The organism is Marinobacter litoralis (genome assembly GCF_003336705.1).
GTDB lineage: Bacteria > Pseudomonadota > Gammaproteobacteria > Pseudomonadales > Oleiphilaceae > Marinobacter > Marinobacter litoralis.
This window is the reverse complement of sequence record NZ_QMDL01000002.1, coordinates 879,710-903,369: the sequence shown is the minus strand read 5'-3', so window position 1 is coordinate 903,369 and position 23,660 is coordinate 879,710. Positions and strand designations below refer to the sequence as shown.

26 protein-coding genes are annotated in these 23,660 nt (G+C 55.3%); 16 read left to right on the top strand and 10 right to left on the bottom strand.

All coding sequences use genetic code 11. The features are described from left to right. Window positions 1-225: 225 nt before the first annotated feature. The 4 genes from DOQ08_RS09765 (at window position 226) to DOQ08_RS09750 (ending at window position 3,644) form a co-directional block, all read left to right on the top strand. Window positions 226-2,073 carry a DUF4209 domain-containing protein gene (locus DOQ08_RS09765; protein ID WP_114334694.1) on the top strand — a complete coding sequence of 616 codons (1,848 nt, stop codon included), beginning with the start codon at window positions 226-228 and terminating at the stop codon, window positions 2,071-2,073. Window positions 2,074-2,178: 105 nt separating this feature from the next. Further along, on the top strand, window positions 2,179-2,454 hold the full coding sequence (locus DOQ08_RS09760) for a hypothetical protein (RefSeq protein WP_114334693.1): 276 nt from the start codon (window positions 2,179-2,181) through the stop codon (window positions 2,452-2,454). 25 nt (window positions 2,455-2,479) lie between these two features. Next, window positions 2,480-3,097: a DJ-1/PfpI family protein gene (locus tag DOQ08_RS09755; protein WP_114334692.1), complete on the top strand. Its 618-nt coding sequence runs from the start codon at window positions 2,480-2,482 to the stop codon at window positions 3,095-3,097. A 19-nt stretch (window positions 3,098-3,116) separates the two neighbouring features. Beyond that, a complete protein-coding gene (locus DOQ08_RS09750) occupies window positions 3,117-3,644 on the top strand; it encodes a GNAT family N-acetyltransferase (protein WP_114334691.1) in 528 nt (175 codons plus the stop codon). A gap of 37 nt (window positions 3,645-3,681) precedes the next feature. Here DOQ08_RS09750 and DOQ08_RS09745 read toward each other — a convergent pair whose 3' ends face one another. The 3 genes from DOQ08_RS09745 to DOQ08_RS09735 form a co-directional block, all read right to left on the bottom strand. Then, entirely contained in the window at window positions 3,682-4,224 is a 543-nt protein-coding gene (locus DOQ08_RS09745) for a hypothetical protein (protein WP_114334690.1), read from the bottom strand. A gap of 13 nt (window positions 4,225-4,237) precedes the next feature. After that, window positions 4,238-5,413, bottom strand: a complete 1,176-nt coding sequence (locus tag DOQ08_RS09740) for a hypothetical protein (RefSeq protein ID WP_114334689.1) — start codon at window positions 5,411-5,413, stop codon at window positions 4,238-4,240. An 88-nt stretch (window positions 5,414-5,501) separates the two neighbouring features. Then, the gene (locus tag DOQ08_RS09735; protein ID WP_114334688.1) at window positions 5,502-6,959 is read right to left on the bottom strand and encodes an exonuclease domain-containing protein; all 1,458 of its coding nucleotides are present in this window, start codon (window positions 6,957-6,959) and stop codon (window positions 5,502-5,504) included. A gap of 312 nt (window positions 6,960-7,271) precedes the next feature. Between DOQ08_RS09735 and DOQ08_RS09730 the strand changes: the two genes are divergently transcribed. From DOQ08_RS09730 to DOQ08_RS09720, 3 genes are read left to right on the top strand one after another with little or no spacing between them, the layout of a single operon-like run. Beyond that, window positions 7,272-7,658 carry a DUF6632 domain-containing protein gene (locus DOQ08_RS09730; RefSeq protein ID WP_114334687.1) on the top strand — a complete coding sequence of 129 codons (387 nt, stop codon included), beginning with the start codon at window positions 7,272-7,274 and terminating at the stop codon, window positions 7,656-7,658. Window positions 7,659-7,711: 53 nt separating this feature from the next. Next, window positions 7,712-8,137: a group II truncated hemoglobin gene (locus DOQ08_RS09725; RefSeq protein ID WP_114334686.1), complete on the top strand. Its 426-nt coding sequence runs from the start codon at window positions 7,712-7,714 to the stop codon at window positions 8,135-8,137. Window positions 8,138-8,158: 21 nt separating this feature from the next. After that, entirely contained in the window at window positions 8,159-8,536 is a 378-nt protein-coding gene (locus tag DOQ08_RS09720) for a nuclear transport factor 2-like protein (RefSeq protein ID WP_114334685.1), read from the top strand. A gap of 24 nt (window positions 8,537-8,560) precedes the next feature. Here DOQ08_RS09720 and trpE read toward each other — a convergent pair whose 3' ends face one another. The 6 genes from trpE to DOQ08_RS09690 all read right to left on the bottom strand — a co-directional run bounded on the left by trpE (window position 8,561) and on the right by DOQ08_RS09690 (window position 14,030). Then, the gene (gene trpE, locus DOQ08_RS09715; RefSeq protein ID WP_114334684.1) at window positions 8,561-10,048 is read right to left on the bottom strand and encodes an anthranilate synthase component I; all 1,488 of its coding nucleotides are present in this window, start codon (window positions 10,046-10,048) and stop codon (window positions 8,561-8,563) included. 31 nt (window positions 10,049-10,079) lie between these two features. Next, entirely contained in the window at window positions 10,080-10,769 is a 690-nt protein-coding gene (locus DOQ08_RS09710) for a phosphoglycolate phosphatase (RefSeq protein WP_114334683.1), read from the bottom strand. Next, on the bottom strand, window positions 10,769-11,452 hold the full coding sequence (rpe, locus tag DOQ08_RS09705; RefSeq protein ID WP_114334682.1) for a ribulose-phosphate 3-epimerase: 684 nt from the start codon (window positions 11,450-11,452) through the stop codon (window positions 10,769-10,771). Before rpe ends, DOQ08_RS09710 begins: the two co-directional genes overlap by 1 nt. A 96-nt stretch (window positions 11,453-11,548) precedes the next feature. Next, window positions 11,549-12,298: a co-chaperone DjlA gene (locus DOQ08_RS09700; RefSeq protein ID WP_114334681.1), complete on the bottom strand. Its 750-nt coding sequence runs from the start codon at window positions 12,296-12,298 to the stop codon at window positions 11,549-11,551. After that, a complete protein-coding gene (murU, locus tag DOQ08_RS09695) occupies window positions 12,295-12,987 on the bottom strand; it encodes an N-acetylmuramate alpha-1-phosphate uridylyltransferase MurU (RefSeq protein WP_114334755.1) in 693 nt (230 codons plus the stop codon). Before murU ends, DOQ08_RS09700 begins: the two co-directional genes overlap by 4 nt. Beyond that, the gene (locus DOQ08_RS09690; RefSeq protein ID WP_114334680.1) at window positions 12,984-14,030 is read right to left on the bottom strand and encodes an aminoglycoside phosphotransferase family protein; all 1,047 of its coding nucleotides are present in this window, start codon (window positions 14,028-14,030) and stop codon (window positions 12,984-12,986) included. Before DOQ08_RS09690 ends, murU begins: the two co-directional genes overlap by 4 nt. Window positions 14,031-14,269: 239 nt before the next feature. Here DOQ08_RS09690 and DOQ08_RS09685 point away from each other — a divergent pair, with 239 nt between their 5' ends. The 9 genes from DOQ08_RS09685 to slmA all read left to right on the top strand — a co-directional run bounded on the left by DOQ08_RS09685 (window position 14,270) and on the right by slmA (window position 22,801). Beyond that, on the top strand, window positions 14,270-16,594 hold the full coding sequence (locus DOQ08_RS09685; protein ID WP_114334754.1) for an LPS-assembly protein LptD: 2,325 nt from the start codon (window positions 14,270-14,272) through the stop codon (window positions 16,592-16,594). Between the two features lie 68 nt (window positions 16,595-16,662). Next, window positions 16,663-18,006 carry a peptidylprolyl isomerase gene (locus DOQ08_RS09680; protein WP_114334679.1) on the top strand — a complete coding sequence of 448 codons (1,344 nt, stop codon included), beginning with the start codon at window positions 16,663-16,665 and terminating at the stop codon, window positions 18,004-18,006. After that, entirely contained in the window at window positions 18,003-19,013 is a 1,011-nt protein-coding gene (gene pdxA, locus DOQ08_RS09675; protein WP_114334678.1) for a 4-hydroxythreonine-4-phosphate dehydrogenase PdxA, read from the top strand. Before DOQ08_RS09680 ends, pdxA begins: the two co-directional genes overlap by 4 nt. Next, on the top strand, window positions 19,010-19,840 hold the full coding sequence (gene rsmA / locus DOQ08_RS09670; protein ID WP_114334677.1) for a 16S rRNA (adenine(1518)-N(6)/adenine(1519)-N(6))-dimethyltransferase RsmA: 831 nt from the start codon (window positions 19,010-19,012) through the stop codon (window positions 19,838-19,840). The genes pdxA and rsmA overlap by 4 nt, the downstream gene beginning before the upstream one ends. Continuing rightward, the gene (locus tag DOQ08_RS09665) at window positions 19,833-20,636 is read left to right on the top strand and encodes a symmetrical bis(5'-nucleosyl)-tetraphosphatase (protein WP_114334676.1); all 804 of its coding nucleotides are present in this window, start codon (window positions 19,833-19,835) and stop codon (window positions 20,634-20,636) included. Before rsmA ends, DOQ08_RS09665 begins: the two co-directional genes overlap by 8 nt. Before the next feature lie 64 nt (window positions 20,637-20,700). Further along, window positions 20,701-21,021 carry a DUF423 domain-containing protein gene (locus DOQ08_RS09660; RefSeq protein WP_114334753.1) on the top strand — a complete coding sequence of 107 codons (321 nt, stop codon included), beginning with the start codon at window positions 20,701-20,703 and terminating at the stop codon, window positions 21,019-21,021. A 17-nt stretch (window positions 21,022-21,038) separates the two neighbouring features. Then, window positions 21,039-21,239 (top strand): sulfur carrier protein ThiS, encoded by a 201-nt coding sequence (gene thiS, locus DOQ08_RS09655; protein ID WP_114334675.1) that lies wholly within the window; start codon window positions 21,039-21,041, stop codon window positions 21,237-21,239. Between the two features lie 81 nt (window positions 21,240-21,320). Next, window positions 21,321-22,130, top strand: coding sequence for a thiazole synthase (locus tag DOQ08_RS09650; protein WP_114334674.1), 810 nt, complete (start codon window positions 21,321-21,323; stop codon window positions 22,128-22,130). An 83-nt stretch (window positions 22,131-22,213) separates the two neighbouring features. Further along, window positions 22,214-22,801 carry a nucleoid occlusion factor SlmA gene (gene slmA, locus DOQ08_RS09645; protein ID WP_114334673.1) on the top strand — a complete coding sequence of 196 codons (588 nt, stop codon included), beginning with the start codon at window positions 22,214-22,216 and terminating at the stop codon, window positions 22,799-22,801. Window positions 22,802-22,812: 11 nt separating this feature from the next. Here slmA and DOQ08_RS09640 read toward each other — a convergent pair whose 3' ends face one another. Beyond that, entirely contained in the window at window positions 22,813-23,637 is an 825-nt protein-coding gene (locus DOQ08_RS09640) for an inositol monophosphatase family protein (protein ID WP_114334672.1), read from the bottom strand. Window positions 23,638-23,660 lie beyond the last annotated feature (23 nt).

Below are 23,660 nucleotides of genomic sequence, written 5' to 3'. Positions count from 1 at the left end.
CGGATAGCGGCTGTTGGTGCTTAGTGAACGGTGTAAGGTCCTGAAACTATAGCACTTTCAGCCGCTTTCTTTTATCCCCTCATGAGAAATCCGGGCTAAAGAGGCGCAGCAACTCGCCGTCGGCGGCCAACTGACGCCCTGTACGTGGCTCCTTCGTTGTCATCGTTCTTTCGTGTTATGAGTCTCTACGAGACTAGGCTTTGCGTTCTAAAAGGAAAGGAATGTATGGAGACTGCAGTAAAGTTAAATCGGGAGATCTTTATAGAATGCGGCTGGAGTTATGACGTATCCCCGGATAACCACTATGGATACTCTTCAGTTATGGGTTGTCTGCAAAAATCTGCAAAGGCAATGGATGAAACGGGGAGGCCTGAGCACGCCAAGGTCCTAGAGCTGCTCTCGAAAGCAGCTTCAATGATGATGAGACCCAGTAGTCTCAATGATCCTTTCACCGCATATAACCAAGACTTTCAGGCAGGAAAACGGTCTTCTCGGCCAGAAGACTTTACCGAGGAAGAACTAATTTTCTTCGAATCTATTCTAAGTGATATTGATGAGCCATGGTTAAGAGCAAGGTTGGCAGATCTACTTTGGCTGCTAAGAAAACCGAAGAATCCCGAGCATGCAAAAATTGCAATAGATTCGTATATTGATAATCCGATTGATTCGGAAACTTGGCACCGCGATGTTAGAAATGGATGGGAGCGAGCTGCTCGTTTATCCATGCAAATCCGAGATTATGATCGGCTAGATAATATAAAAAATAGTTTGTTTTCTGCGTTCTGCTCTGAACATCCAAGAAGTAAGTTCATGACGTTGTGGGTCGCGGATTTAATGGACCAGCTAAAAATTGATAGAGATTTTAAAGAAGATATAGCTTCATCGCTAAATAAAAGAGCGATCGATTTGAAGCGTGAAGGCGACTTTCACTCTTCGAGATCGTATTTTGAGTTGGCAGGAAAAAAATATCAGCAGTGCTCTGCGGAGCAAAGCTGGCTGAAAGCAATGATAGCGATAGCCGACTGTTTCGAACTGGAAGCTGATTCGAGATCGCAGGGTAGCAACATGGTTGCCAATTCTTTTTATGAGAACGCAATACAGGCATACCGTCGAATCCCCAATAAGCACAGAGAGGGTTACGATGTCGATAGCAGAATTTCAGTAATACGAAATAAAGTTAAAGAATCAGGGCGTGCGACATTAGACGAAATGGAATTTATCGAAACGCCTGGGGTTGATATATCTGAGATTGCAAAGTCATCAATGGCGCATGTTGCCGGGAAAGGCAGTCGGGAAGATGCTTTGATGTACTTTAGTGGTTTGTTCAGTGGTCCGAAATATCAAGAATTGGCTTCTAACGCAAAAAAAAGTATGCAGGAATGCATATTTAGCAGTCTGTCAGGGGCCAGCCATATGAGTAGTGACGGTCGCGTTGTTGCTAAAACCCCTCCTATGAACTTGACAGCTGGTGAGGATGATCCAGCCAATCAAGCAGTTTTGAAAAGGCATGTTCATCAGCAATTTTCTATTGAAGTGCAGCTCGTGGTGCAGGGTCAAATACTACCTGCATTGAGACAGTTGCTTATGGAGCACAGGTTTACAAAGGACTTGTTCATAGCTGCGTGCTATCAATCCCCTATTGTCCCAAAAGATCGAGAGCAACTCTTAGGAGGAGCGTTATGGCTAGGTTTCGAGTACGAATTTGGTGATGCGATCCACTTACTTTGCCCTCAATTTGAGCACATTGTTAGGGCGCAGCTTAAGGAATCCGGTTTCCATACAAGTACGATTTCTAACGATGGAATAGAAACTGAGAATGGACTTAGTACGTTGATGGATTCTCCGGAAGCTGTTCAGCTATTTGGTGAAGATCTGTCCTTTGAAATAAGAAGTGTTTTCACTGAAGTTCTCGGCTTTAACCTACGTAATGAAACAGCGCACGGGCTACTAGACGACAATGCATCTTCCTCTCTGTCTGCCATTTACGCGTGGTGGATGGTTCTCAGATTGGTCCTTCGCTCAATTGTGTTTGGAGGCATCAAAGCCGATAAGCGACGTGCGGATGGACAGTGAATTATAGAGGCACATAACCAAACCATGCGACGGACGTCAAAACCTTCGCTTCGATATGCCCTTGCCACTAGTGATGGCGAGCGTTATATAATTAAGTAGTTGATCATGGCAAATAATCGCAACCAAGGCGGGCCGATTGAATCAAGGCTGATCAGCCTCTTCGCATCGCTGTTCTTCTCTATCCCAACGGCAGCATTCGTTTGGTTCTGGGTAAACCTGGAGCTGGCCGTGTATTGGGATGGTTTTCTCAGTAGTCGTTACCTCGTCACCTGTATTATCGTTTTTGCCGTGTTGGCCTTGCTGCTCCCGAAACTGTTTCCAGCCATTCTCGGGGGCATCTGGCGCGGTATCGGCAAGATATGGAATTGGTGGGGGTTTTAGTCTTTTGAAAGGATAGGTAGGCTCCATGAAAAACAAACGATCAATAGGCGTTGTTCTCTTCCCCGGATTTGAGCTGCTCGATGTCTTTGGCCCGCTAGAGATGTATGGCTTGGCACCGGACCATTTCGAGATCCAACTGGTGTCGGAAAAAGGCGGTGAAGTGGCCAGCGCCCAGGGGCCGAGGTCGGTGGCTGATGTGGCATTTTGCGATGCACCGAGCTTCGATATTCTTTTGGTGCCGGGTGGTATAGGAACACGGGCGGAGGTTTTGAACGACGTATTCCTGCAATGGGTTGTCGGTCAATCCAAAACCTGTGAATACGTTACCTCAGTATGTACCGGTAGTGCCTTGCTGGCAAAGGCCGGAATACTGGATGGCGTGAGTGCCACAACCAACAAAAAGGCGTTTGATTGGGCCGCCTCTCAAAGCGAGCGGGTTCACTGGGTAAAAGAAGCGCGCTGGGTTGAAGATGGGCGGTTTTTTACGTCTTCCGGCGTATCGGCTGGAATCGATATGACCTTGGCTCTGATTCAGAAAATGCTGGGGCCTGACATGGCGAACAGTATTGCTACGCTGGCCGAATACGAATGGCAAAACGATGCCAGCCGGGATCCCTTTGCACGCATCTATGGGCTCGTTTAATGCGTAATAGGAGAACGAATTGCTCTTAGCCGAATCCATTGAGCTGAAATTGCTCAACCTAAACCATAAAAACGAGCTATTCGCCCTCGTAGACAGCAATCGCGAACACCTGCGCGAATGGTTGCCCTGGGTCGATGCAACTCAGTCCCCGGCAGATTCCGAATCCTTCCTCGAATCGGCAATTAACCAATACCAATCCGGCCAAGGCCCGCAGTACGCCATTTTCTCGGGCTCGGTTTTATGCGGGGTGTGCGGCTTTCATCCTTTCGACTTGGCAAATCGCACCGGTAGCCTAGGGTATTGGCTGGGCCAATCTTATTCAGGCAAGGGCATCATGGCGCTGGCGGTGAGAGCACTGGTCGAGCAGGGTTTTCGGGAATACGGCTTAAACCGAATCGAGATTGCCTGTGCCACCGGCAATACCAAAAGCCGAGTCATTCCAGAGCGTTTGGGGTTCAAGCTTGAAGGCGTGTTTCGGGAGCGGGAGTATGTGAACGGGCGTTATCTCGATCAGGCAATTTACTCGATGCTGGCCTCAGAGTTTTAAGCGCTGACTTTGATGCTACCTGCCGAGCTCTGAAATCCTACAAAAAGTAATCTTCCTCAAGCGCATTGATGATTCTGCTGCTCATCGCCGGCGTGGACTGCTCCACGTATTCTTTATGCTTGTCCGCGAGTTTCCCGAAGTAAAACGGATGCGTCAGCACTTTGCTGCTGCCATCGAAAAAATAGTCCTTTGCCGGCGCGCCGTGTTCGAAGGTCTCGACACGAACCTCGTATTCCGTTGTTGTGGTAATGGGTAGAATGAAGAAAGAGGCAAGGGGGAAGATCATCGTGGCCATATCTGCGCCAGTTTGGTCCACGCCGCACTCTGAATCGAGAAAAAGTGCGAGATCCGCTTTATATTCGGATTCGGCTTCAACGTAGTTCAATGCCTCAAAGCGATCTTTCAGTTCTTCGATGAGCCTGCTGTCATGACAAGCGGGGTTGCTGTTGGCTGCGCTGGCGATGTAAACGCTTTCTTTGCCGGTTACGGCTTGTTGGTTGAAGCCTTTGTCACTGGGCGGGAACGCGATGGCGCAGCCTAGCAAAGACTGCGTTAGAGCCAGCAGTAGCAGGTACTTCATAACGATTGCCCCTCTATTGTTTGTATTCGCAGGTATGAACGATCTGAACCACGCAGCGATATTCCTGATTGCGGTTTTCTACGCATTCTTTCTTTTCCATGTTCGGGTCGCCCAGCGTGCTGATCATGCCCCGGTAGTTTTCTCGGCATGATTGCCGGGCCTGGGTGTCGGCATTGGTGGCCGCGAGGTTCAGCGCTTGGTCATAAGGGAAGTGCATATCCGTTGTTCCGCGGGCCTGGATTTCTGCCGTGGCTGTTTTGCGGGGCGCTCTGGTTGACGGTGTCTTGGCTGCGGCCGGAGTTTTCGGGCGGCTTTGAGTGGAGCTGCCAGAAGGCTGGTTTTGGGGTGGCGTGGTTTGTGTTGTTTGCGGCCGATGAGTTACAGAGCTGTGAACAGTATAAGCCGGTGTTGTATTAGGTGCTGTGAGCGGGTCATAACTGGCTGTGGGCATGTTATCCGCGGCTTTGGCTGCTGATGAAATCGCACTGCTCCAATCCGCTTCTGCGGCGCTGTTGATAACGATAGCAACGGGCGCTAAGACACCATAAAGCGTTTTGCCGACGGCTTTCATAACAATGGTGCTGCCGTTTATATCTTCGTCGTTTTTCACCGTTTCCAGTTCACGTGTGACATCCAGGCCGTTGGCCTCTTTGATCAAGAGATCAAATATACGGATGCTTCGGGAGATCGCATCGGTCGCGATGGCGGTTACCGTTCCACAGTTTATCAAGTGTTTGGCATCCGAGAACGTCGAAACTTCGTGGCGGCCGTTTGTCTCGATCTCCACATCGAACAACGTTTGGGGAGTCCGTTCCAGCGTCGCCAACGTGAAATGGGTGTCGAGTGTGCCTTCTGTGGTGTGGCTGAATTTTGTATTGATACACTCCACACCGCTTTCGGAAGGGGAGGCCTTAATTTTTAAAATGTACAGCTTGTCACGGGAGCCGCTGAAAAGGCTGCGGTTTCCCTGTAGCCTCTCTTTGGCGACAGCCTGTAGCTCCGCCAGAACGTCGCCGTCTGCAGAGTCGTAACCATCATTAATGCCGTAAATCGAAACGCGGGCCAGGGTGCCGTCGTAAGCGGAGGTTTCGAGCTCTTCACCTTCGAACTGAATGCTCTTGTTGCTGCTGCAGCCGCCAAATGTCAGTAGTAGAGTCAGTATGCAAATGGTTCGCTTTAAAGAGGTCATCCTACTGCCGTTATTGGTATGAAGGCTGAGTATTGCATGAAATTTGGTCGCGATCAGCTTTTTTGTAGGTGGTAGTGCTTACTAAACACTAACCGCGAGTGGTTGTCATCAGCACATCGGGCGTACCCACGGCCGGCAGTTCGATCAGGGAATGGTTTTTAGGCCCACTGCCCATCAGCGCTTTGACCAGTAACTTGTAAGAGTCCAAGTCAAAGGTGACCGACTGGCCAGACAGCGACAGGTCATAGAGCTCTTGTTCGTCGTGCACCGTGGTCACGTGAATCCAGTTGTAGATCACCAGAATATCAGGCTGCGCCCCATCACTTCGATGCTCCACAATCGCGACCGGGCCTTTCCACGGCCAGGTTTGCAAGCGTAATTGGTGAAAGGCGATCTGCACCCTCAGATTGTACCGAGTCACGTCTTCAATCCCTTCGCAGGCGCCTTTGCAGCGCCCCAGCGCGCGCTGAAAGCAAGGGCCATCCCGTTCCGGTTCAAGTCCTAACAGTTGGTTGCACAGTTCATTTTTGGCGGCAATGCCGGTCAAAGCACGCTCGGCATCGCGCTTGCTGCGAAACAGTCCGAAATAACTGGCAAGCCGGTGTGGTTCTATCTCCCGAACCAACCGTGCCTGCAGATAACCGGACTCGTTCGGTGTCAGCTCGATACTCACCAGGTTTTTCGCTGCGCGGGATCGGCGATTGAAAAGCGGGTTCAGCGTTTTGATCTGACGAAGCTCCAGCAACAGGGCACCGAGTTCGCCGGCGGTTTCGGTGTAGTCGATTCTCCGCAGGCTTTCAGAAATGCGTACGCCTTTGCTGGTGTTGTGATCGCCGGAGAAATGCGAGGCCACGCGCTGGGAAATGTTGGTGCTCTTGCCCACATACAAAAGCACGTCGTTTTCGCCGTAAAACCGATAGACGCCCGGTCCCCGTGGCAAATCACTCAGGGTGTCTGGCGGCAGGTGTGAGGGAATGCTCGGCCGTTGCAGTAGGGTGCCAATGGCCGCTTCCATTTGATCATCGCCTTTTTCCGCCCGTGCGTGAGTAAAAAACTCCATCATGGCAGACACATCACCCATGGCCCGGTGCCGTTGTACCTGAGCCAAGCCGTGGCGTTCGATCAGCGTGTCCATGTTGTGCCTGCGAAATTCCGGATACAGGCGGCGGGAAAGCTTCACGGTGCAAAGTACCCGTGCCGAAAACAGCCGCCCGAGCCGGCGGTATTCCGATTTGATGAATCCGTAATCGAAGCGCGCGTTGTGGGCAACAAACACGGTGTCTCTTAACTTCTCTTCGAGCGTATCGGCTATGGCTTCAAACGGCGGTGCCTCGGCGACCATGGCGTTGGAGATGCCGGTCAGTTGTTCGATAAAAGGCGAGATACGCATGCCCGGGTTCAGCAGCGTTTGCCATTCGTCCACCACCTCTCCGGCGCGCCAGAAGCGGATCCCGATTTCAGTGATACGGTCGTGGGAGGAATTCCCGCCGGTCGTTTCAATATCCAGAAACGCAAACGTGGTTTGTTCGAGATAGCTGGTTGTCATGGTCTCACACAAGTGGCGGTAGTTTCTGTCGGCGAAAGCTCGCCGTCCGAGTATGGTAGCTCACCAAATTCTGGGGTGCCCTAGGCGCTAACCCAAAAGTGGTGCCCCACGGGGTAACGAACTACCCTAAACCTAATGATGTTCGTTTTCTAAGCTGTTTTCGTGACTGGTCTGTATAGAGCCAGCGGCTGTATCGGCATAGGGAATGGTGCACTTCCTGCCGCTCTGTACGGAGTGTGAGCAACAACAAGGCACGTATTCGGAAGGCATTGCTTGGCATTGTTATTGACTAACAAATGCTGGAGAACGGCCATGCAAGATGCTCAAAGAACCAAGTACCTCAGTGTCGCCCTGTATGTCTTTGGGGCGATTTTCATAGTGGGTGTGCCAGCCATGATGATGGTTATCTGGCCTTCCGGTTGGAGCTGGGAGCCGGCGCAGCCTGAATACGAACAAATGATCATGGGGATGTACATCACGCTCGGTGTGTTTTTGATTCGTGCGGCTAAAGCACCCATGGAACATGCCAGTCTTATCTGGTTTACTATCTGGTCCAGTGTTGTTCACGCTGGCATTATGCTCGTGCAGGCGCTTATGGATGAGGCCGAGTACGCGAACCTATTGGGCGATATTCCAGCCTTGTTTTTAGTCGCTTTTGTTCTTTTCTATTTGATGCCAAAACGTTCCGGGGCTCAGTGAAGTAACTGATACTCGAAAGGTTGGGGTGTCACGCAAGACTTGAGGTGAGTTGTTTGAATTCTGAAGCACTGCAATACGGTCAGGGTGACACTTCATACCGCGCCGCCGGGGAGCTGGATGGCATTACCCGGTTGGTGAACGCGTTTTACGATTACATGGAAACGCTGCCGGAAGCCCGGAAAATTCTGGCGATGCACCGGCCGGATTTAACCGAATCCCGCACCAAGTTGGCTTACTTTTTATCGGGCTGGTTAGGCGGGCCAAGGCTTTATGCAGAGCATTTCGGTAGCATCAACATTCCTATGGTTCACAGGCATTTGCCCGTGGGCGAAGAAGACCGTGATGCCTGGATGCTTTGCATGAAGAAAGCCGTGGCGGACCAGCCATTTGATGAGTCGTTCAAGGTGTATTTGATTGAGCAGCTTTGGGTGCCGGCGGAGCGAATCCGAAGCGTTTGTAGTGCACCTGTTTCACGCTAATAATAATCGGAGTTTTTAGTCATGCAGCCGAAAGACATTGTGGCGCAATTTATCGCTGACGTTCACGGTCAGCGTTTGGATCAGGCAAAGACGCTGCTGGCTGAAGAGGGCTTTGAATACGTCGGCCCGAACATGCGTTTCCTGAATCGTGACGACATGGTGTCGTACCAGTTCGGCATGGTGGCCATTCAGAAAGACTTGGTGCTGCGCCAGCTCAGTGCCGATGGCGAGCATGTGTTCGCGATTCTGGATTACAAGACCTACTTCGAGCAGATTGGCGATGTGCGTCTGGCGGTGTGGTTCAAGGTTCGGGACGATAAGATTCAAACCGTGGAAGCGTTCTACAACGCCGCCGTGGTTGAGAATATGTTGGGGGGAAACCTGCCGTCAGCGAACTGATCGGCAGGTAATTCGTTCCGGGCTTTAGTGGTCGTAGTCGTTGTAAGTCATGGCGACGGCCTTGAAGATGGCCCGGCCCTTGTTCATGGTTTCTTTCCATTCCAGGCGGGGTACTGAGTCGGCGACCACGCCGGCGCCTGCCTGAATGTGCAGGGTGTTGTCTTTGATTACGGCGGTGCGGATTGCGATGGCCGTGTCCATATTGCCGTTGAACGACAGGTAGCCCACAGCCCCGCCGTACACGCCGCGCTTCACCGGTTCCAGTTCATCAATGATTTCCATGGCCCGAATCTTCGGGGCACCGCTCAGGGTGCCTGCGGGCAGGGTGGCGCGCAGAACGTCCAGGCAGCTGGTGTCTTTGTCCAATCGGCCGGTGACGTTAGAGACGATGTGCATCACGTGGGAATAGCGTTCCACAATCATCTTGTCGGTCAGGCGCACGGTGCCGGTTTCGGATACCCGGCCAGCGTCGTTGCGGCCCAGGTCGATCAGCATCAGGTGCTCGGCGATTTCTTTCGGGTCGGCCAACAGTTCTTTTTCCAGTGCGTTGTCTTCAGCATCGGTAGCGCCACGTTTGCGGGTGCCGGCGATGGGGCGCACGGTCACTTCTTCGTCTTCTACCCGGGCCAGGATTTCCGGCGACGATCCCACAATGTGGAAGTCGTCCAGATCGAGGAAATACATGTACGGCGACGGGTTGAGTACCCGCAGCGAGCGGTACAGGTTCAGCGGGGGCGCTTCAAACGGGATCGACATGCGCTGGGAGATGACGGTTTGCATCACGTCACCATCCAGCACGTAGCCTTTGATTTTATCCACAGCGGCTTCGAATTTGTCTTGCGAGAAGCCAGAGACAAAGTCGCTTTCGTCCACTTCTTTGCCGCGCAGGTGCTCCGGTGTGCGGGGTGCATCAGCGGTGGTGCGGTGCAGCTGGTTTTCCAGTTCGTCGATGCGGGCCTGGGCTTGTTCGTAGGCACCCTCAATGGCCGGGTCAACGTGTACGATCAAGTGCAGCTTGCCGCGCAGGTTGTCGAATACCACGATTTCGTTCGACACCATCAGCAGGATGTCCGGGGTGCCGATTTTATCCGGCGGGCAGCTCTTGCGCAGGCGCTTTTCGATGTAGCGCACGGTGTCGTAACCGAAGTAGCCCACCAGTCCGCCGTTAAAGCGGGGCAGCTCGGGCAGGTCTGGTGCGTTGAAGCGCTTCTGGTATTCGTCCACAAAGACGAGAGGATCTTCCACTTCGGCCTGTTCCACCACCTTGCCGTTCTGGCTCACTTCAATGCGGTGATCGTAGACTTTCAGCACTTCTCGCGAGGGTAGGCCGATGATGGAGTAACGGCCCCACTTTTCACCACCCTGAACGGATTCGAACAGATAGGAATACGGGCCACTGGCCAGTTTCAGGTAGGTGCTCAGAGGTGTGTCCAGATCAGCCAGGACTTCGCGGTACACCGGAATCCGGTTGTAGCCGTCTTGGGCCAGTCTGGAGAAGTGCTCAGGTGTCATCTTGTCGTTTCCTGAATTCGGGTCTGCGTGTTTATAAAAGCTCGGTCAGCGAATCCACCACCGCATCGGCGCCGAGGCTGTCGATGGAGGCGCCGAAGTTGTAACCATAGCGCACGGCCACGCAGGGCATGCCTGCTTTCTGGGCCGCGTTCACGTCTGCGGCGGAGTCTCCCACCATCACGGTGGTGCCGATGGTGCTGCCCAGTTTTTCCATAGCGTGCAGCAGCGGAGCGGGGTCCGGTTTTTTCACGTCTAAGGTATCACCGCCCACAAACAGTTCGAAATAGGGCGCCAGTCCGGTTTGTTCCAGCAAGGGCGCAACAAACTGGTCGGGTTTGTTGGTGACCACGGCCATGCGGCAGCCGTTGGCTTTCAGGTGGTCCAAACATTCGAACACACCTTCGAACACCACCGCGTGGCGGCCGTTCAGTTCGGCGTAGCTCTGGTAGAAAATGCTCAACGCATCCGGGTGCAGGGCATCGTCTTTCGGCAAAGCAGGCTCCCAGTCGGTTTTACCAGCCAGTGCCCGGCGCACCAGAATGCTGGCGCCATTGCCCACCCAGTTGCGTACGTTGGCAAGCCCGGCCGGGCTTCGGCCCAGTTTGGTGAGCATGTCATCAACGGCGGCTGCCAAGTCTGGAGCGCTGTCTACCAGTGTGCCATCCAGATCAAACAGGGCAGCCGCAGGCCAGCGCGGGTTAAACAAGCCTTTCAGGCTCATTAGACGATCACCTTGCGGGCCTGTTCCAATTCTTCGCGCATGGCGTCGATGGTGGCCTTGTAATCCGGGGTGTTGAAGATGGCAGAACCGGCCACGAAGGTGTCGGCACCGGCTTCTGCAATTTCACGAATGTTGTCGATTTTCACGCCGCCGTCGATTTCCAGACGGATGTTGTAGTTGCTGTCGTCGATGCGCTTGCGGGCTTCCCGCAGCTTGTCGAGCGTGCCGGGGATAAACTTCTGGCCACCGAAGCCCGGGTTGACCGACATCATCAGTACCATGTCGAGCTTGTCCATCACGTAATCCATGTAGCTCAGTGGTGTGGCCGGGTTAAACACCAGCCCGGCTTTACAGCCGCCGTCGCGGATCAGTTGCAGTGAGCGGTCAATGTGGCTGGACGCTTCCGGGTGAAAGGTGATGTAGCTGGCGCCAGCGTCGATAAACATGCGGATCAGGTCATCAACAGGAGACACCATCAGGTGAACGTCGATGGGGGCGGTAACGCCATGCTTGCGCAGTGCTTCACACACCATGGGACCGATGGTGAGGTTGGGCACGTAGTGATTGTCCATAACGTCGAAGTGCACCACGTCGGCACCCGCGGCCAGTACGTTATCGACTTCCTCACCCAGGCGAGCGAAATCGGCGGAGAGGATAGACGGAGCAATCAGGAAAGGGTTCATCGGCGCACTCTCGATCAGGTGAATTACGGCAGCTGTTAAAGCTTGTAAGTCTATCAGCTTGTCGCCGGTTTTCGCAGCGCGAGGGATGTGGTTTTGTTAACGGTTATGGCGTTTGATCAACTCCCACGCTTGTTGGTAGCGCAGAAGTTGATCTTTGGCGGCACCCAGCTCGGCAGGCGACAGCTTTTGTTGAGAGAGTTTGTCCGGATGGCAGGTGGACAGGCGCTTGCGGTAGGTGCGTTTGATGGTTTCAAAACTGTCTCGGCGGGTAACGCCCAGTATCTCGCAGGCTTGTTCGTAGTTTTTGGGCTTCTCGACGGTGCTGGCGGAGCGAATCCACACTTTGCTGGCGTAGCTGGAAAAGATGTCGTCGCTGACGGCCATGGGTAAACCGAGGTTGTCGATGGCGTCTTCACAGCGGTAACGCCTTTCTTTACTGGGTTTGCCGAGAACTTGTGCGCCGTGGCACAGGCACATGGCCATTTTGATGGCGGCTCCGGGTGACAGCTTGGCCACGATGCGGTTCCAAAGCCCGCGGTGGAACGCGATACCGCTGGCCTCTTTGCCAAGCTGGTATTGTTCGATGGCTTTTTTACGTTGGCGAGACGATAGCCGCAGCGCTTTCATCAATAATTCCGCATAGCGGATATCGCCTTCCATCACCCGGCCATCGGCTTTGGCGATGTAGCCCAGAAAGAAGAACAGGGGCTTGCGGCAGCGGCGTGGCAGCCTTGCACGTTCGATCAGTGTGTTGGCTTGATGCCCGCAACTGGACAGCTCGCGCAACAGATCCGAGAAAACCGATTCGATGCTTGCCGGCAAAGACGGCCCTGTGGCTTTGGTCATGGTTGCGGTGTGTTTTCCGTCAGCAAGGTGTCGAGTTGTTCCAGCCGGGCAGGGGTGCCCACATCAATCCATTGGCCCGAATGCTTCAGGCCTCTTACTCGTTGCTGTGCCATGGCATCGCGAAGTACCGGGCCGAGTTTGCCGGCGGTGTCGTCGAATCCGCTGAACAGTCGGCGGCGCAGCAGACTGATGCCAGTGAAGGTGAGCTTGGTGTCACCGTCTGAGAATAGCAGGCCTTCCGGTGATAGCTGGAAGTCGCCCGTTGGGTGGTGTTCGGGGTTGTCGGTGAGCACCAGCATGGCATCGCAGTTCGGGTCGGCCGGAGGCTGCAATTGGCCGAGAGGGAAGTCGGTCCAGATGTCGCCGTTGATCACCAGAAACCAGTCGTCGTCATTGTCAGCAAGCAGGGGCATGGCCCGCACGATGCCACCGGCGGTTTCCAAAGGTTCGCCCTCGGGAGAGTAGTGCAGGTTTAAGCCAAATTGTTCGCCGCTGCCCAGTTGTTGCTCGATTTGCTCGCCCAGCCAGGCGTGGTTGATCACCACGTCTTGAAAGCCGGCCCGCTTCAGGTTTTCCAGATGATGAACAATCAGCGGCTTGCCGCCGGCGCGAAGCAGAGGCTTCGGGGTTGTCAGCGTGAGTGGGCGCATACGTTCGCCTTTGCCGGCGGCCAGAATCATGGCTTTCACGATGAGCATTTCTCCGGGAAGGGCACCGGGCCAATTTTGTTTTCAATCACCGGGATGACGGTGCAGCAGAGCCATTCATGGAAGTGCCGCAAGGCTGGCTGGCGGGCGCTGGCATCGCGGATGTAGCTGACTGTGCGGGGGATGTCTCCCAGATAACCGGTTTTACCATCGCGAATTGCCAGGCGGGCAAATATACCGGCGGCTTTCAGGTGCCGCTGCATGCCCATCAGTTCGAACCATTGGCGGAAGGTTTCCGGATCGGCCTTATGTAGGCCAGCGTTCAGACTGGCCACGCGGTAGTGTTCCAGCCATTCCACAATCTGCTCTTCCGGCCAGCGGACGTAGCAGTCTTTCAGCAGTGAGACAGCGTCGTAAGTGACCGGGCCGGTGACAGCATCCTGAAAATCGATCACGCCGGGGGCGCTTTGGCCATCGCGGATCAGCAGGTTGCGGGAGTGATAGTCACGGTGCACGGTCACTTCCGGTTCGGTCAGTGCGCTTTCTTTTAACAGGCTGAAAGTGGTGTCGAGCAGCGCCCGCTCCTGATTGCTGAGGTTCAGACCGAGATGTTGTTCCAGCAGCCAGTCGGGGAAGAGTGCCATTTCCCGGTCCAGCATGGCGTCGTCGTATTTTGGCAGCGGGTAATCAGCGGGAGCCGACTGCTGCGCAATGCGAACCAGTTCGTCCAGCGCTTGGCGATAGTAGGTGTCGGCATTGTCAGCGGTGGTCGCGCCGAGCATCAGGTTGTCGCCGAAATCTTCGAGCAACAGGAAGCCCTGGTTGAGGTCTTCGCCGGCGATGTCGGGCACGTGAATGCCGTGCTGGTGCCAGTGCTTGGCAATGGCAACGAAGGGCTCGCAGTTTTCGTGTTCAGGCGGTGCGTCCATCACGATGAACGGCGTGCGCGCTTGCCCGGAGTTTTCCCGCCATACCCGGAAGTAACGGCGGAAGCTGGCATCGCCGGAAACGGGCTCCGGGCTGGCGCTGTCAAAACCGGGAAATTGTCTGACCCAATCGGTCAGCTGCTGAAGACGGGTATCCATGATTTTATGGTAATTCCTGAGTTGTTCTGTTGTGTAGCAACGTTAGCAGAGGAGTATAAAGAGCGTAAAACGGATTTGCAGCGGTGTTTCCGTTAACAAGCTCGGGGGGCGCGTGTAAACTAGGCAGCTGTTCTCGAAAACAGCCACCATTCATCTGAAACAGGAAGCCTGCCGTCGTGCCCAGCCGTTACCGTCAGCAGTTGTGGTTTAAGCCCCGTTTAACCGGGCTTTTGCTGGCAATGGTTGTTGCGCCAGTGGCCTCTATTGCGGAAGAGCATAGCCGCCAATCCCCGAGCGCGGCGGAGATCGACTGGCGGCCCAGAAGTGAGCTGCCCCCTGAGGTGCAGGCGCAGGTTCCGGTGTTTTGTGGCGGTGGGTACTTGCCGTCTACTTCTGCGAGTGGCGACATCCCCGTGTTGTCTGCCGGTGCAGTGGGGGATCAGCCTTTGGAGGCCAGCGCGCTGGATGCCCGCTACAAGGTGGATGCCGAGCTGTACCTGAAAGGTGATGTGCGCCTGCGGCAGGGCAGTTTTCAGGCCTCCGGTTCTGAGGCCCGCTATAACACCCAGTCCGGCCAGTTGAGCCTGCAAGGCCCGATGGTCAGTCGCGGCGAGGGCTTTTTGCTGACCGGTGAAAACGCCCATTATTCGGCCGATTCCGGCCAGTTGGATATCAATACGGCCACCTTTCTGTTGCACCAGTCCGAGCTGCGTGGCGAGGCCTCGTCGCTGTCGAGGGTGGGCGAGAATCAGGTGTTGATCACCGATGGTCTGCTCACCACCTGTGGCCCGGGCGAGAATGATTGGGCGATTGTGGCTTCCGACATCAAACTGGATCAGGCCGAGGGTTTTGGGACTGCCAAGCATGTGCGGCTGGAAGTGCTGGATGCGCCGGTGTTTTATTGGCCCTACATTACGTTCCCCATCGATGACCGCCGCAAGACCGGTTTTCTGTACCCTCAATTTGGATCTTCAAGCGCGGGCAGCGGTGCCTTCTTCGCGCTCCCTTATTATCTGAATCTGGCGCCCCATTACGATGCCACGCTTACGCCCCAGTACATTCATGGCCGGGGGCTGTTCACCGAAGCGGAAGGGCGTTATCTAAGCCGGTATGGCGAATCGGTGCTGCAGTTGGGGTATATCGATGATGACCCCGCCTATAAAGACGAAGTCGCCGGTGCCGACGGTGAACGCTGGGCGCTGGATTTCTCCACCCGCGCCAGTTTCGGTGGTGGTTGGCGGGGTTACGGTGATTTCTCCGTGGTGTCGGATGAAGATTACCTGAGCGATTTGAACCGCTCGCTGGAAATTGACCAAACCACGCATTTGCAACGCCGTGGCGGTGTGAGCTATTCCGACCGGTACCAGTATTTCGATGCCTATTTGAACGATTACCAAACCGTGGCCGAACGCATTGCCGACGTTAACAAGCCCTATGCGCAGTTGCCGGAAGTCCTGTACGCCGGAGCGGTAGATGTGGGCGCGTTCCAGACCGGAATCGAAAGCCAGTACACCTGGTTCTACCGGGATAACGATAATCTGACCGGATTGGATAAGGCCAACGGCCACCGGCTGCGGGCGATTCCGGAAGTGGCGTTGCCAATGCGAGCGCTGTGGGGCTTTAGCCGGCCTTCAGTGAGTCTGGATTACACCCGTTATGAGCTGGAGGATTACACGCTGGCCAACAGCAGTATTGACCGTACTGTGCCGGTGTTCGAATGGGACAACGGTTTGTATTTTGACCGCCGCTCCAGCCTGTTTGATATTCCTTACAACCAAACATTAGAACCCCGTTTGTACTACGCTTGGGCCGACGCGGACGCGGACCAGAACGACATTCCGGATTTTGATACCGATGTGAAAAGCTTCCGCTTTGATCAGTTATTCGAGCGTAACCGTTTTAACGGCGGCGACCGGGTAGGGGATGCGAACCAACTGACGGTAGCATTGACCAGCCGGTTCAACGATCTGATCACCGGTGCCGAGCGTGCCCGGATCAGTATTGGCCAGATTCGCTACTTTGATGACCGGGACGTGAACTTGTTCGGTGCAGGCGCGTCTGATCGCGCAAATTCACCGTTGGCGGGCGAGTTGGTGTTGAACCCATTGGATAATCTGGAAATTCGTACCTCGGGGCTTTGGGATCACGACACCCAGAAAACCGAAGAAGGGCGCAGTCAGTTGATCTTCCATTCCGAGGATTATCGTTATTTGGCCACGCTGGGCCACACCTATAGCCGCCCGGATGAACTTGAACAAACCGATATTGGCACGGTATTCCCGGTAACCAATAAACTCAGTGCCATTGGCCGCTGGGTGTGGGACTCGGAACTCGACCGCACGGTTGGGTCGCTGGCGGGTCTTGAATATAACAACTGCTGCTGGAGTTTCCAGGTGGTGCACCAGAACTACCTGACCGATGACGAACAACTGGATACCCGTTTGCTGTTCCGTATTGAGCTGAAAGGCCTTGGCGGCAGCGGCGGTGCATCTAATAGCATCGGTGATGCGATCTACGGTTATGACGAGCGCGAACGCCGCCGTTTTGGAACTAGGTACCGTTAAAACGAACTAAGGCTGTTAACCCTGACGCACGCCGGGGCGGCTGAGAATTTAAAAACCAAGAGGTGATTATGAAGGCGACTGTACGCCACGGACTGACTCTGCTGTTGGCACTGACCATGATGGCCTTGTCAGTGGCAGCCCAAGCGGAACGAAAAGTATTGGATCGTGTGGTAGCCATTGTCGATGACGGTGTGATTCTTCAAACCGAGTTGGAAGCCCGGTTGAACACCATCATCGGCCGTTTGAGCACCCAAGGCACCGGATTGCCTCCTCGCAAGATGCTGGAAGAGCGCGTGCTTGAGCAGTTGATTGTGGAGTCGGTTCAGCTGCAAATGGCCGACAAAATGGGCATGCGGATCAGCGATAACGAACTGAACGAAACCCTGAGCAACATTGCCGCAAGCAACGGCCTGACGTTGGCCCAGTTTGAGGAGCAGCTGGCGGAGGAAGGTGTGACTTATCGCCAGGCTCGGGAACAGATTCGTAATGAGATGCTGACCAGCCGGGTGCAGCAGAGCCGAGTGGGTAATCGCATTCGTATTACCGACCGCGAAGTCGAAAACTACCTGCAAGCCCAGAAGGCTTCCGGTAGCCAGGGCGCGGAATACCGCTTGGCGTACATCTTCATCCAAGTGGACGACCCCGGTAACGAAGGGTCGGTCAATGAAGCTCGTGAAACGGCCGAGCGTTTGCGTGAGCAAATCCTGAACGGCCGGGATTTCCGGGAAGTGGCCGTTGCAGAATCCGATGCCAGCAACGCCCTTGAAGGCGGTGATATGGGCTGGCGCGCAGAAAGCCAGTTGCCTTCATTGGTTGCGCCGGTGGTGCCGAATCTGGAAGTAGGTACGCCTTCGGAAGTGCTGGAAAACAACAGCGGTTTCCACTTGGTGATGGTGATGGACAAGCGTGGCGGTGAGCCGCAAACCTTCATTGAACAGCATAAAGCCCGTCATATTCTGATCCGCCCGTCTGAGGCCGTGACCGAAGCGGAAGCCGAGCGCAAGATTCGCGACACCTACCGGCAGCTGCAGAACGGCGCTGATTTTGAAACGCTGGCCCGTAAAGAGTCGGATGACCCCGTATCGGGATCTGACGGCGGTAATCTGGGTTGGGTCAGCCCCGGCCAGATGGTGCCGGAATTCGAGAAGGGCATGATGGACGCTGAGATCGGCGAAGTGTACGGCCCGGTTCGTTCACAGTTCGGTTGGCATCTGATCTTGGTGGAAGAGCGCCGCAATCAGGATGTGACTGCCGAGAGCCGAGCATCAAAAGCGCGTCAGGCCATTTACATGCGTAAGTTCGAAACCGAACTGCAGAACTGGTTGCGGGAGATCCGTGACGAAGCCTTTGTTGAGTTCAAAGGCGAGTACGCCGATATGAACGAAAACAGCGAGGAAGAAGGCGCATCATGACGAAACCGGTCATTCTGGCACTGACCGCCGGCGAGCCGGCCGGTATCGGGCCGGAGCTGTGTTTGCAGCTGGCGGGTGAAAACCGGGCTGCAGGCATTGTGGTGGTTGCCGGCAAAAACCTGATGGAACAGCGAGCCCGGCAACTGGGTCTTGCGGTGCAACTGCACGACTGGCAACCCGGTGTGCAGCCGGAAACCCGAGCTGGGCATCTATCGGTTTGCCACGTAGACGGTTGTCATTTTACTGAAGCTGGCAAGCTGAATACCGGCAACAGTCAGTACGTGCTGGATACGCTGACGCTGGCGGCCCAAGGCTGCGTGAACGGTAATTTTGATGGCATGGTCACTGCGCCCGTCCACAAAGGCGTGATCAACGAAGCCGGTATTGCGTTCAGCGGCCATACCGAATTCCTTCAGGAATTGTGCGGCGTTGAGCGAGTGGTGATGATGCTGGCTACCGAGGAGCTTCGAGTAGCCTTGGTAACCACTCACTTACCTCTGAAGGACGTATCCGCAGCGATCACTCCGGAACGCCTGAAGCAGGTGACGCGAATTCTGAACGCAGACCTGAAAACCTTCTTCGGCATTGAGCAGCCCCGCATTCTGGTAACCGGGCTGAACCCTCATGCTGGTGAAGGCGGCCATTTGGGCCGGGAAGAAATCGAAGTGATCGAGCCCACGCTGGATCAGCTTCGGCAGGAAAACATACAGCTGACCGGCCCGCTGCCGGCAGACACTTTATTCACACCCCATTGGCTGGACGATGCCGATGCGGTACTTGCCATGTACCACGATCAGGGCCTGCCGGTGCTGAAGTATCAGGGCTTTGGCCGTGCGGTCAACATTACACTGGGGCTGCCGATTGTGCGCACCTCGGTGGACCACGGCACCGCTTTAGACCTGGCCTGTACAGGCAAAGCCGATGCAGGCAGCCTGCACACCGCCATTCGCGTGGGTGAACACATGGCCCGCTGCCGACAGGCGGCTACAGCCGGAGAGCTTTCATGAGTAACCAACATGGCCATAAGGCCCGTAAACGCTTCGGCCAGAACTTTTTGCACGATCCGGGCGTGATCGAAAAGATTGTCCGCTCGATCAACCCGAAACCCGAAGATGTGATCGTTGAGATTGGTCCGGGTTTGGGCGCGATTACCGAAGAAATTCTGGCCATCAACCCGCGCTTGCAGGTGGTTGAGCTGGATCGGGATTTGATTCCGGTGCTGCGCACCAAATTTTTCAACTACCCGGACTTCAAAATTCACGAAGCCGATGCGCTCAGCTTTGATTTCAGTCAGCTGGCAACGGATCGCCCGCTGAGGATTGTCGGCAACCTGCCGTACAATATCTCGACCCCGCTGATATTCCACCTGTTGGCCCAGGCCGGTGTGGTGCAAGACATGCACTTCATGCTGCAGAAAGAAGTGGTGCAGCGTTTGGCCGCAGTGCCGGGGGATAACAATTACGGCCGTTTGGGCATCATGGCCCAGTACTTCTGCAAAGTGCAGCCGTTGTTCGAAGTTGGGCCGGGTGCGTTCCGGCCAGCTCCGAAGGTGGATTCTGCCATTGTTCGGCTGGTGCCTCACAAGGAACTGCCGCACCCCGCCAAAGATCTGAAAACTCTGCAAGCGGTGGTGCGGACGGCCTTCAATGCTCGCCGAAAAACCCTGCGCAAGGCGCTGGGGGCGATGGTAACGGTAGAACAGTTGCAGTCTTTGGACATCAACGACGGCCTGCGCCCGGAAAATTTGAGTCTTGCCGACTATGTTCGAATCGCTGATCTATTGGCCGATGTGAAATCTGCGAACGGCGGCACTGAAGAGGTAAGTAATGACTGACTACGCCATTGGCGATATTCAGGGTTGCTACGATCGCTTGCGGGATGTGTTGGCCTCGGTCGATTTCTCGCCCTCGCGGGACCGGCTGTGGGTAGCCGGAGATTTGATCAATCGGGGGCCTTCGTCGCTGGCTACCTTGCGATATCTCGAAGGTTTGGGCGATGCCACCAAGGTGGTTCTGGGCAACCACGACCTGCACTTATTGGCGGTGGCCTTGGGTGGCCATAGCCCGAAAAAGAAAGACACGCTGCACGACATCCTTGAAGCACCGGATTGCGATCGTTTGCTGCACTGGCTTCGCCAGCAGAAGCTGTGTGTTCACGATGCCGGCCGAAACCTGATGATGACCCATGCCGGGCTGCCTCATATCTGGAATGTGGATCAGGCGGTGGCCTACGCCCGCGAAGTGGAAGCAGTCATTCAGGGCAGCGATGCCGACGAATACTTCAGCCAAATGTATGGCAATAAGCCAGAGCGCTGGTGTGATACCCTCTCTGGCATGGACCGTTGGCGAGTGATTACTAACTACTTTACCCGTATGCGTTTTATTGCTGACGACGGCAGTCTGGAACTGACGGCCAAAGAATCGGCCGACAGCGCACCGGAAGGTTACGCACCCTGGTTCAGCTACCCCCGGCAGGATGACGTGCAAGTGATTTTCGGCCACTGGGCAGCCATCGAAGGGGATACTGGCAGCGATCGCTTTATAGGCCTGGATACCGGTTGCGTATGGGGCGGTGCGCTGACGCTGATGAATCTCGACACCGGAGAGAAAGTTCACTGTGATTGCAGTTAGCCCCAAAACCATTGTGTTGCGCTGGGCCCTGGTAGCCGGTGCCTTTGCCGGCTTGTTGGCGGTAATGGCCGGTGCGTTTGGTGCTCATGGCCTGCGCCATATTGTCAGCGAACGTGGTTTGGAGGTATTCCAGACCGCCGTCAGTTATCAGATGTACCACGCCTTGGCGTTGGTGGTGGCGAGTATGATGCCCGCACTACGCCTGAATCATCGCTTGCTGACCATGGCCTGTGGCTTCTGGTTGGCGGGCATTTTTCTGTTTAGCGGCAGCCTGTATCTGTTGGTGCTGACCGGTGCCCACTGGCTTGGGCCGGTAACGCCGATGGGTGGGGTGTGCCTGATGATTGGTTGGGCGCTGCTGGCTGCAGCAGCATTGAAACGATGATGGAGAATAGCAGAGCTATGCAGGTTCAGGTTAATGGAGAAGTGATGGAACTCCCCAAAGGAGTGACCATTTCGGCTTTGATTGAGCACCTTGCGTTGACCGGCAAGCGGGTCGCGGTTGAGGTGAACGAGGACATCGTACCTCGTAGCAAGCATGCGGAATTTGCCCTTAATGAAAACGACCGGGTAGAGCTTGTGCATGCCATTGGTGGTGGTTGATACCACCACCATTGTGGTCAGCCCCCGCTTGGTTCACAAACCGTGAACGCCCCCTCTTTTTTCATACAACTCAGGTAGGTTATGACAGATACACCGGAAATCCAGCTCCCCGAAGATAAGCCTCTGGAACTTGCAGGCAAGGTATACCAGTCCCGTCTGTTGGTGGGAACCGGAAAATACAACGATCTGATGGAAACTGGGCACGCCATTGAAGCCAGTGGGGCAGAGATTGTGACAGTGGCCGTGCGTCGTACCAATCTCGGGCAAAACCCGGATGAGCCGAATCTGCTGGATGTGATTTCACCAGACAGCTACACCATTCTGCCGAACACTGCCGGCTGCTACACCGCGAAAGACGCGGTGCGTACCTGCAAGCTGGCCCGGGAACTGCTCGACGGCCGTGATCTGGTGAAACTGGAAGTGCTGGGTGAACATAAAACCCTGTATCCCAATATGCCGGAAACCCTAGCCGCCGCTGAAGAGCTGATCAAAGACGGCTTCAAAGTGATGGTGTACTGCTCGGATGACCCGTTGCTGGCGATGCGTCTGGAAGAGATGGGCTGTATTGCCATCATGCCGCTGGGCGCGCCGATTGGTTCAGGGCTGGGTATCCAGAACCGCTACAACATTCGCTTGATTGTCGAAAACGCCAAAGTACCGGTATTGGTTGATGCCGGTGTCGGCACGGCTTCAGATGCCACCATCGCGATGGAATTGGGTTGTGACGGCGTGTTGATGAACACGGCCATTGCTCAGGCGAAAGATCCGATCAGAATGGCCAACGCCATGCGATTGGCCATCGAATCCGGCCGTGAGGCTTATCTGGCAGGCCGTATGCCGAAGAAGCTATACGCCAGTGCGTCGTCACCGATTGACGGCACTTTCTTTTAAGCGATGTCTTTAACGACCCTCTCCCGTTCGAGGAGAGGGCGTATAAAATTAAAAACAGAATTCCAGAGCGCTGTTACCCTTATATGACCAAACCAAAACCCAGCCGGCGGGAGACCATCCTGCAGGCTCTTGTTGAATTGCTGCAGAAAGATCCGGGTGCCCGTATTACCACGGCAGGCCTCGCCAAATCTGTGGGTGTGACCGAAGCCGCTTTGTATCGGCATTTTCCCAGCAAGCGGAAGATGTTCGAGGCCTTGATCGAATTCGCGGAAGACGCGGTGTTTTCCCGCTGTCAGGTGGTCCTGCAGGAGCAGGAGGATGTGTGTGTGCGCCTGCAGCAGATTGTGCACCTGGTGCTGGTGTTTTCCGAGCGTAACCCGGGCTTGTGCTGTGTATTAACAGGCGATGCTTTGATGGGCGAAGACGAATCCCTTCGCAAGCGGGCATCCCAGTTTTATGAGCGCCTGGAAACCCAGCTGCGCCAGTCGTTGAAGGAAGGCGAAATCCGGCAGGGATTGCGCCCTCGCACCAGTGCGGCCCGTGGGGCCGACTTTGTGATGGTGTTTCTAGAAGGCCGCATTCAGCGCTTTGTTCGCTCGTCATTCTCCCGGTTGCCGAGCACGGATTTTGACGAGGCCTGGGCCTTGGTTGCGGAGTCGGTCTGGGGCTAAAGCGCCCCGGATTACTCGTAGCCGGATGCGGTTCGAAGAATAGAACGCACCGGCTCCCACACCTCGGGTGCCGAGATCAGAATGTCGCGGCCCCATAGGTCCGCCGGGTAGCCGGCGGGCACGTCACCGAAATGGCCTACCGTTGCGCCCGCTTCCCAAGCGATCAGGCGCGCCGCTGCGAAATCCCACGGGCTGACGTTTTCGTAGTAAATATCCAACCGGCCACAGGCCACCCAGCAAATATCCAGCGCGGCAGAGCCGATCCGGCGTAAGTCGCGGCACTGGTGAATCATGGCGTCCAGCCGCTTGATCAAAGGTTCCAGGTTGTCTTTGGTATACGGAAAACCGGTGGCGAACAGCGACTGCCTTGGCGAGGTAGCACCGCTGTGTTCGATGGGCTGGCCGTTCAGGGTTGCCCCTTCGCCCTTGGTGGCCCGGAAGGTTTCACCGGGGAAGGGGGCATGCACCACGCCCACCTGAACCTGTCCGCGTTCGGCATAGGCAATGGAGACTGCCACCTGCGGGTGCCCGTAAGCATAGTTCACGGTGCCGTCGATGGGGTCGATGATCCACAGCGGGGTGTCCAAATGCTCGGCCTGCGTCAGGTCCGGCATGGTTTCTTCCGACAGAATGCGGTGGTTGGGGAAGCGTTCCCGAATGGCGTTGGTGATGAACTCGTCGGCCAGTACGTCGGCGTGAGTCACCAGTTCGGTCTGGTCTTTGTAATCGGTGCGGAGGGTACTTTCTTCCCGTTCGCGGCGGATCAGCTCGCCGGCCTCTTTGGCCAGAGCTTCGGCGAAGTCGGTAATGTCGCGAAGAGAGAGAGAATCAGACATGGCACCCCCAGAGAAATTAAGCG

What these genes read in the sequence shown, in the direction of transcription:
- DOQ08_RS09765 (WP_114334694.1), top strand. Translation starts at nt 226, where the DNA reads ATGGAGACTGCAGTAAAGTTAAATCGGGAGATCTTTATAGAATGCGGC.
- DOQ08_RS09760 (WP_114334693.1), top strand. Translation starts at nt 2,179, where the DNA reads ATGGCAAATAATCGCAACCAAGGCGGGCCGATTGAATCAAGGCTGATC.
- DOQ08_RS09755 (WP_114334692.1), top strand. Translation starts at nt 2,480, where the DNA reads ATGAAAAACAAACGATCAATAGGCGTTGTTCTCTTCCCCGGATTTGAG.
- DOQ08_RS09745 (WP_114334690.1), bottom strand. Translation starts at nt 4,224, where the DNA reads ATGAAGTACCTGCTACTGCTGGCTCTAACGCAGTCTTTGCTAGGCTGC.
- DOQ08_RS09740 (WP_114334689.1), bottom strand. Translation starts at nt 5,413, where the DNA reads ATGACCTCTTTAAAGCGAACCATTTGCATACTGACTCTACTACTGACA.
- DOQ08_RS09735 (WP_114334688.1), bottom strand. Translation starts at nt 6,959, where the DNA reads ATGACAACCAGCTATCTCGAACAAACCACGTTTGCGTTTCTGGATATT.
- DOQ08_RS09730 (WP_114334687.1), top strand. Translation starts at nt 7,272, where the DNA reads ATGCAAGATGCTCAAAGAACCAAGTACCTCAGTGTCGCCCTGTATGTC.
- DOQ08_RS09720 (WP_114334685.1), top strand. Translation starts at nt 8,159, where the DNA reads ATGCAGCCGAAAGACATTGTGGCGCAATTTATCGCTGACGTTCACGGT.
- trpE (WP_114334684.1), bottom strand. Translation starts at nt 10,048, where the DNA reads ATGACACCTGAGCACTTCTCCAGACTGGCCCAAGACGGCTACAACCGG.
- DOQ08_RS09710 (WP_114334683.1), bottom strand. Translation starts at nt 10,769, where the DNA reads ATGAGCCTGAAAGGCTTGTTTAACCCGCGCTGGCCTGCGGCTGCCCTG.
- rpe (WP_114334682.1), bottom strand. Translation starts at nt 11,452, where the DNA reads ATGAACCCTTTCCTGATTGCTCCGTCTATCCTCTCCGCCGATTTCGCT.
- DOQ08_RS09700 (WP_114334681.1), bottom strand. Translation starts at nt 12,298, where the DNA reads ATGACCAAAGCCACAGGGCCGTCTTTGCCGGCAAGCATCGAATCGGTT.
- DOQ08_RS09690 (WP_114334680.1), bottom strand. Translation starts at nt 14,030, where the DNA reads ATGGATACCCGTCTTCAGCAGCTGACCGATTGGGTCAGACAATTTCCC.
- DOQ08_RS09685 (WP_114334754.1), top strand. Translation starts at nt 14,270, where the DNA reads ATGGTTGTTGCGCCAGTGGCCTCTATTGCGGAAGAGCATAGCCGCCAA.
- DOQ08_RS09680 (WP_114334679.1), top strand. Translation starts at nt 16,663, where the DNA reads ATGAAGGCGACTGTACGCCACGGACTGACTCTGCTGTTGGCACTGACC.
- pdxA (WP_114334678.1), top strand. Translation starts at nt 18,003, where the DNA reads ATGACGAAACCGGTCATTCTGGCACTGACCGCCGGCGAGCCGGCCGGT.
- rsmA (WP_114334677.1), top strand. Translation starts at nt 19,010, where the DNA reads ATGAGTAACCAACATGGCCATAAGGCCCGTAAACGCTTCGGCCAGAAC.
- DOQ08_RS09665 (WP_114334676.1), top strand. Translation starts at nt 19,833, where the DNA reads ATGACTGACTACGCCATTGGCGATATTCAGGGTTGCTACGATCGCTTG.
- DOQ08_RS09660 (WP_114334753.1), top strand. Translation starts at nt 20,701, where the DNA reads ATGGCCGGTGCGTTTGGTGCTCATGGCCTGCGCCATATTGTCAGCGAA.
- thiS (WP_114334675.1), top strand. Translation starts at nt 21,039, where the DNA reads ATGCAGGTTCAGGTTAATGGAGAAGTGATGGAACTCCCCAAAGGAGTG.
- DOQ08_RS09650 (WP_114334674.1), top strand. Translation starts at nt 21,321, where the DNA reads ATGACAGATACACCGGAAATCCAGCTCCCCGAAGATAAGCCTCTGGAA.
- slmA (WP_114334673.1), top strand. Translation starts at nt 22,214, where the DNA reads ATGACCAAACCAAAACCCAGCCGGCGGGAGACCATCCTGCAGGCTCTT.
- DOQ08_RS09640 (WP_114334672.1), bottom strand. Translation starts at nt 23,637, where the DNA reads ATGTCTGATTCTCTCTCTCTTCGCGACATTACCGACTTCGCCGAAGCT.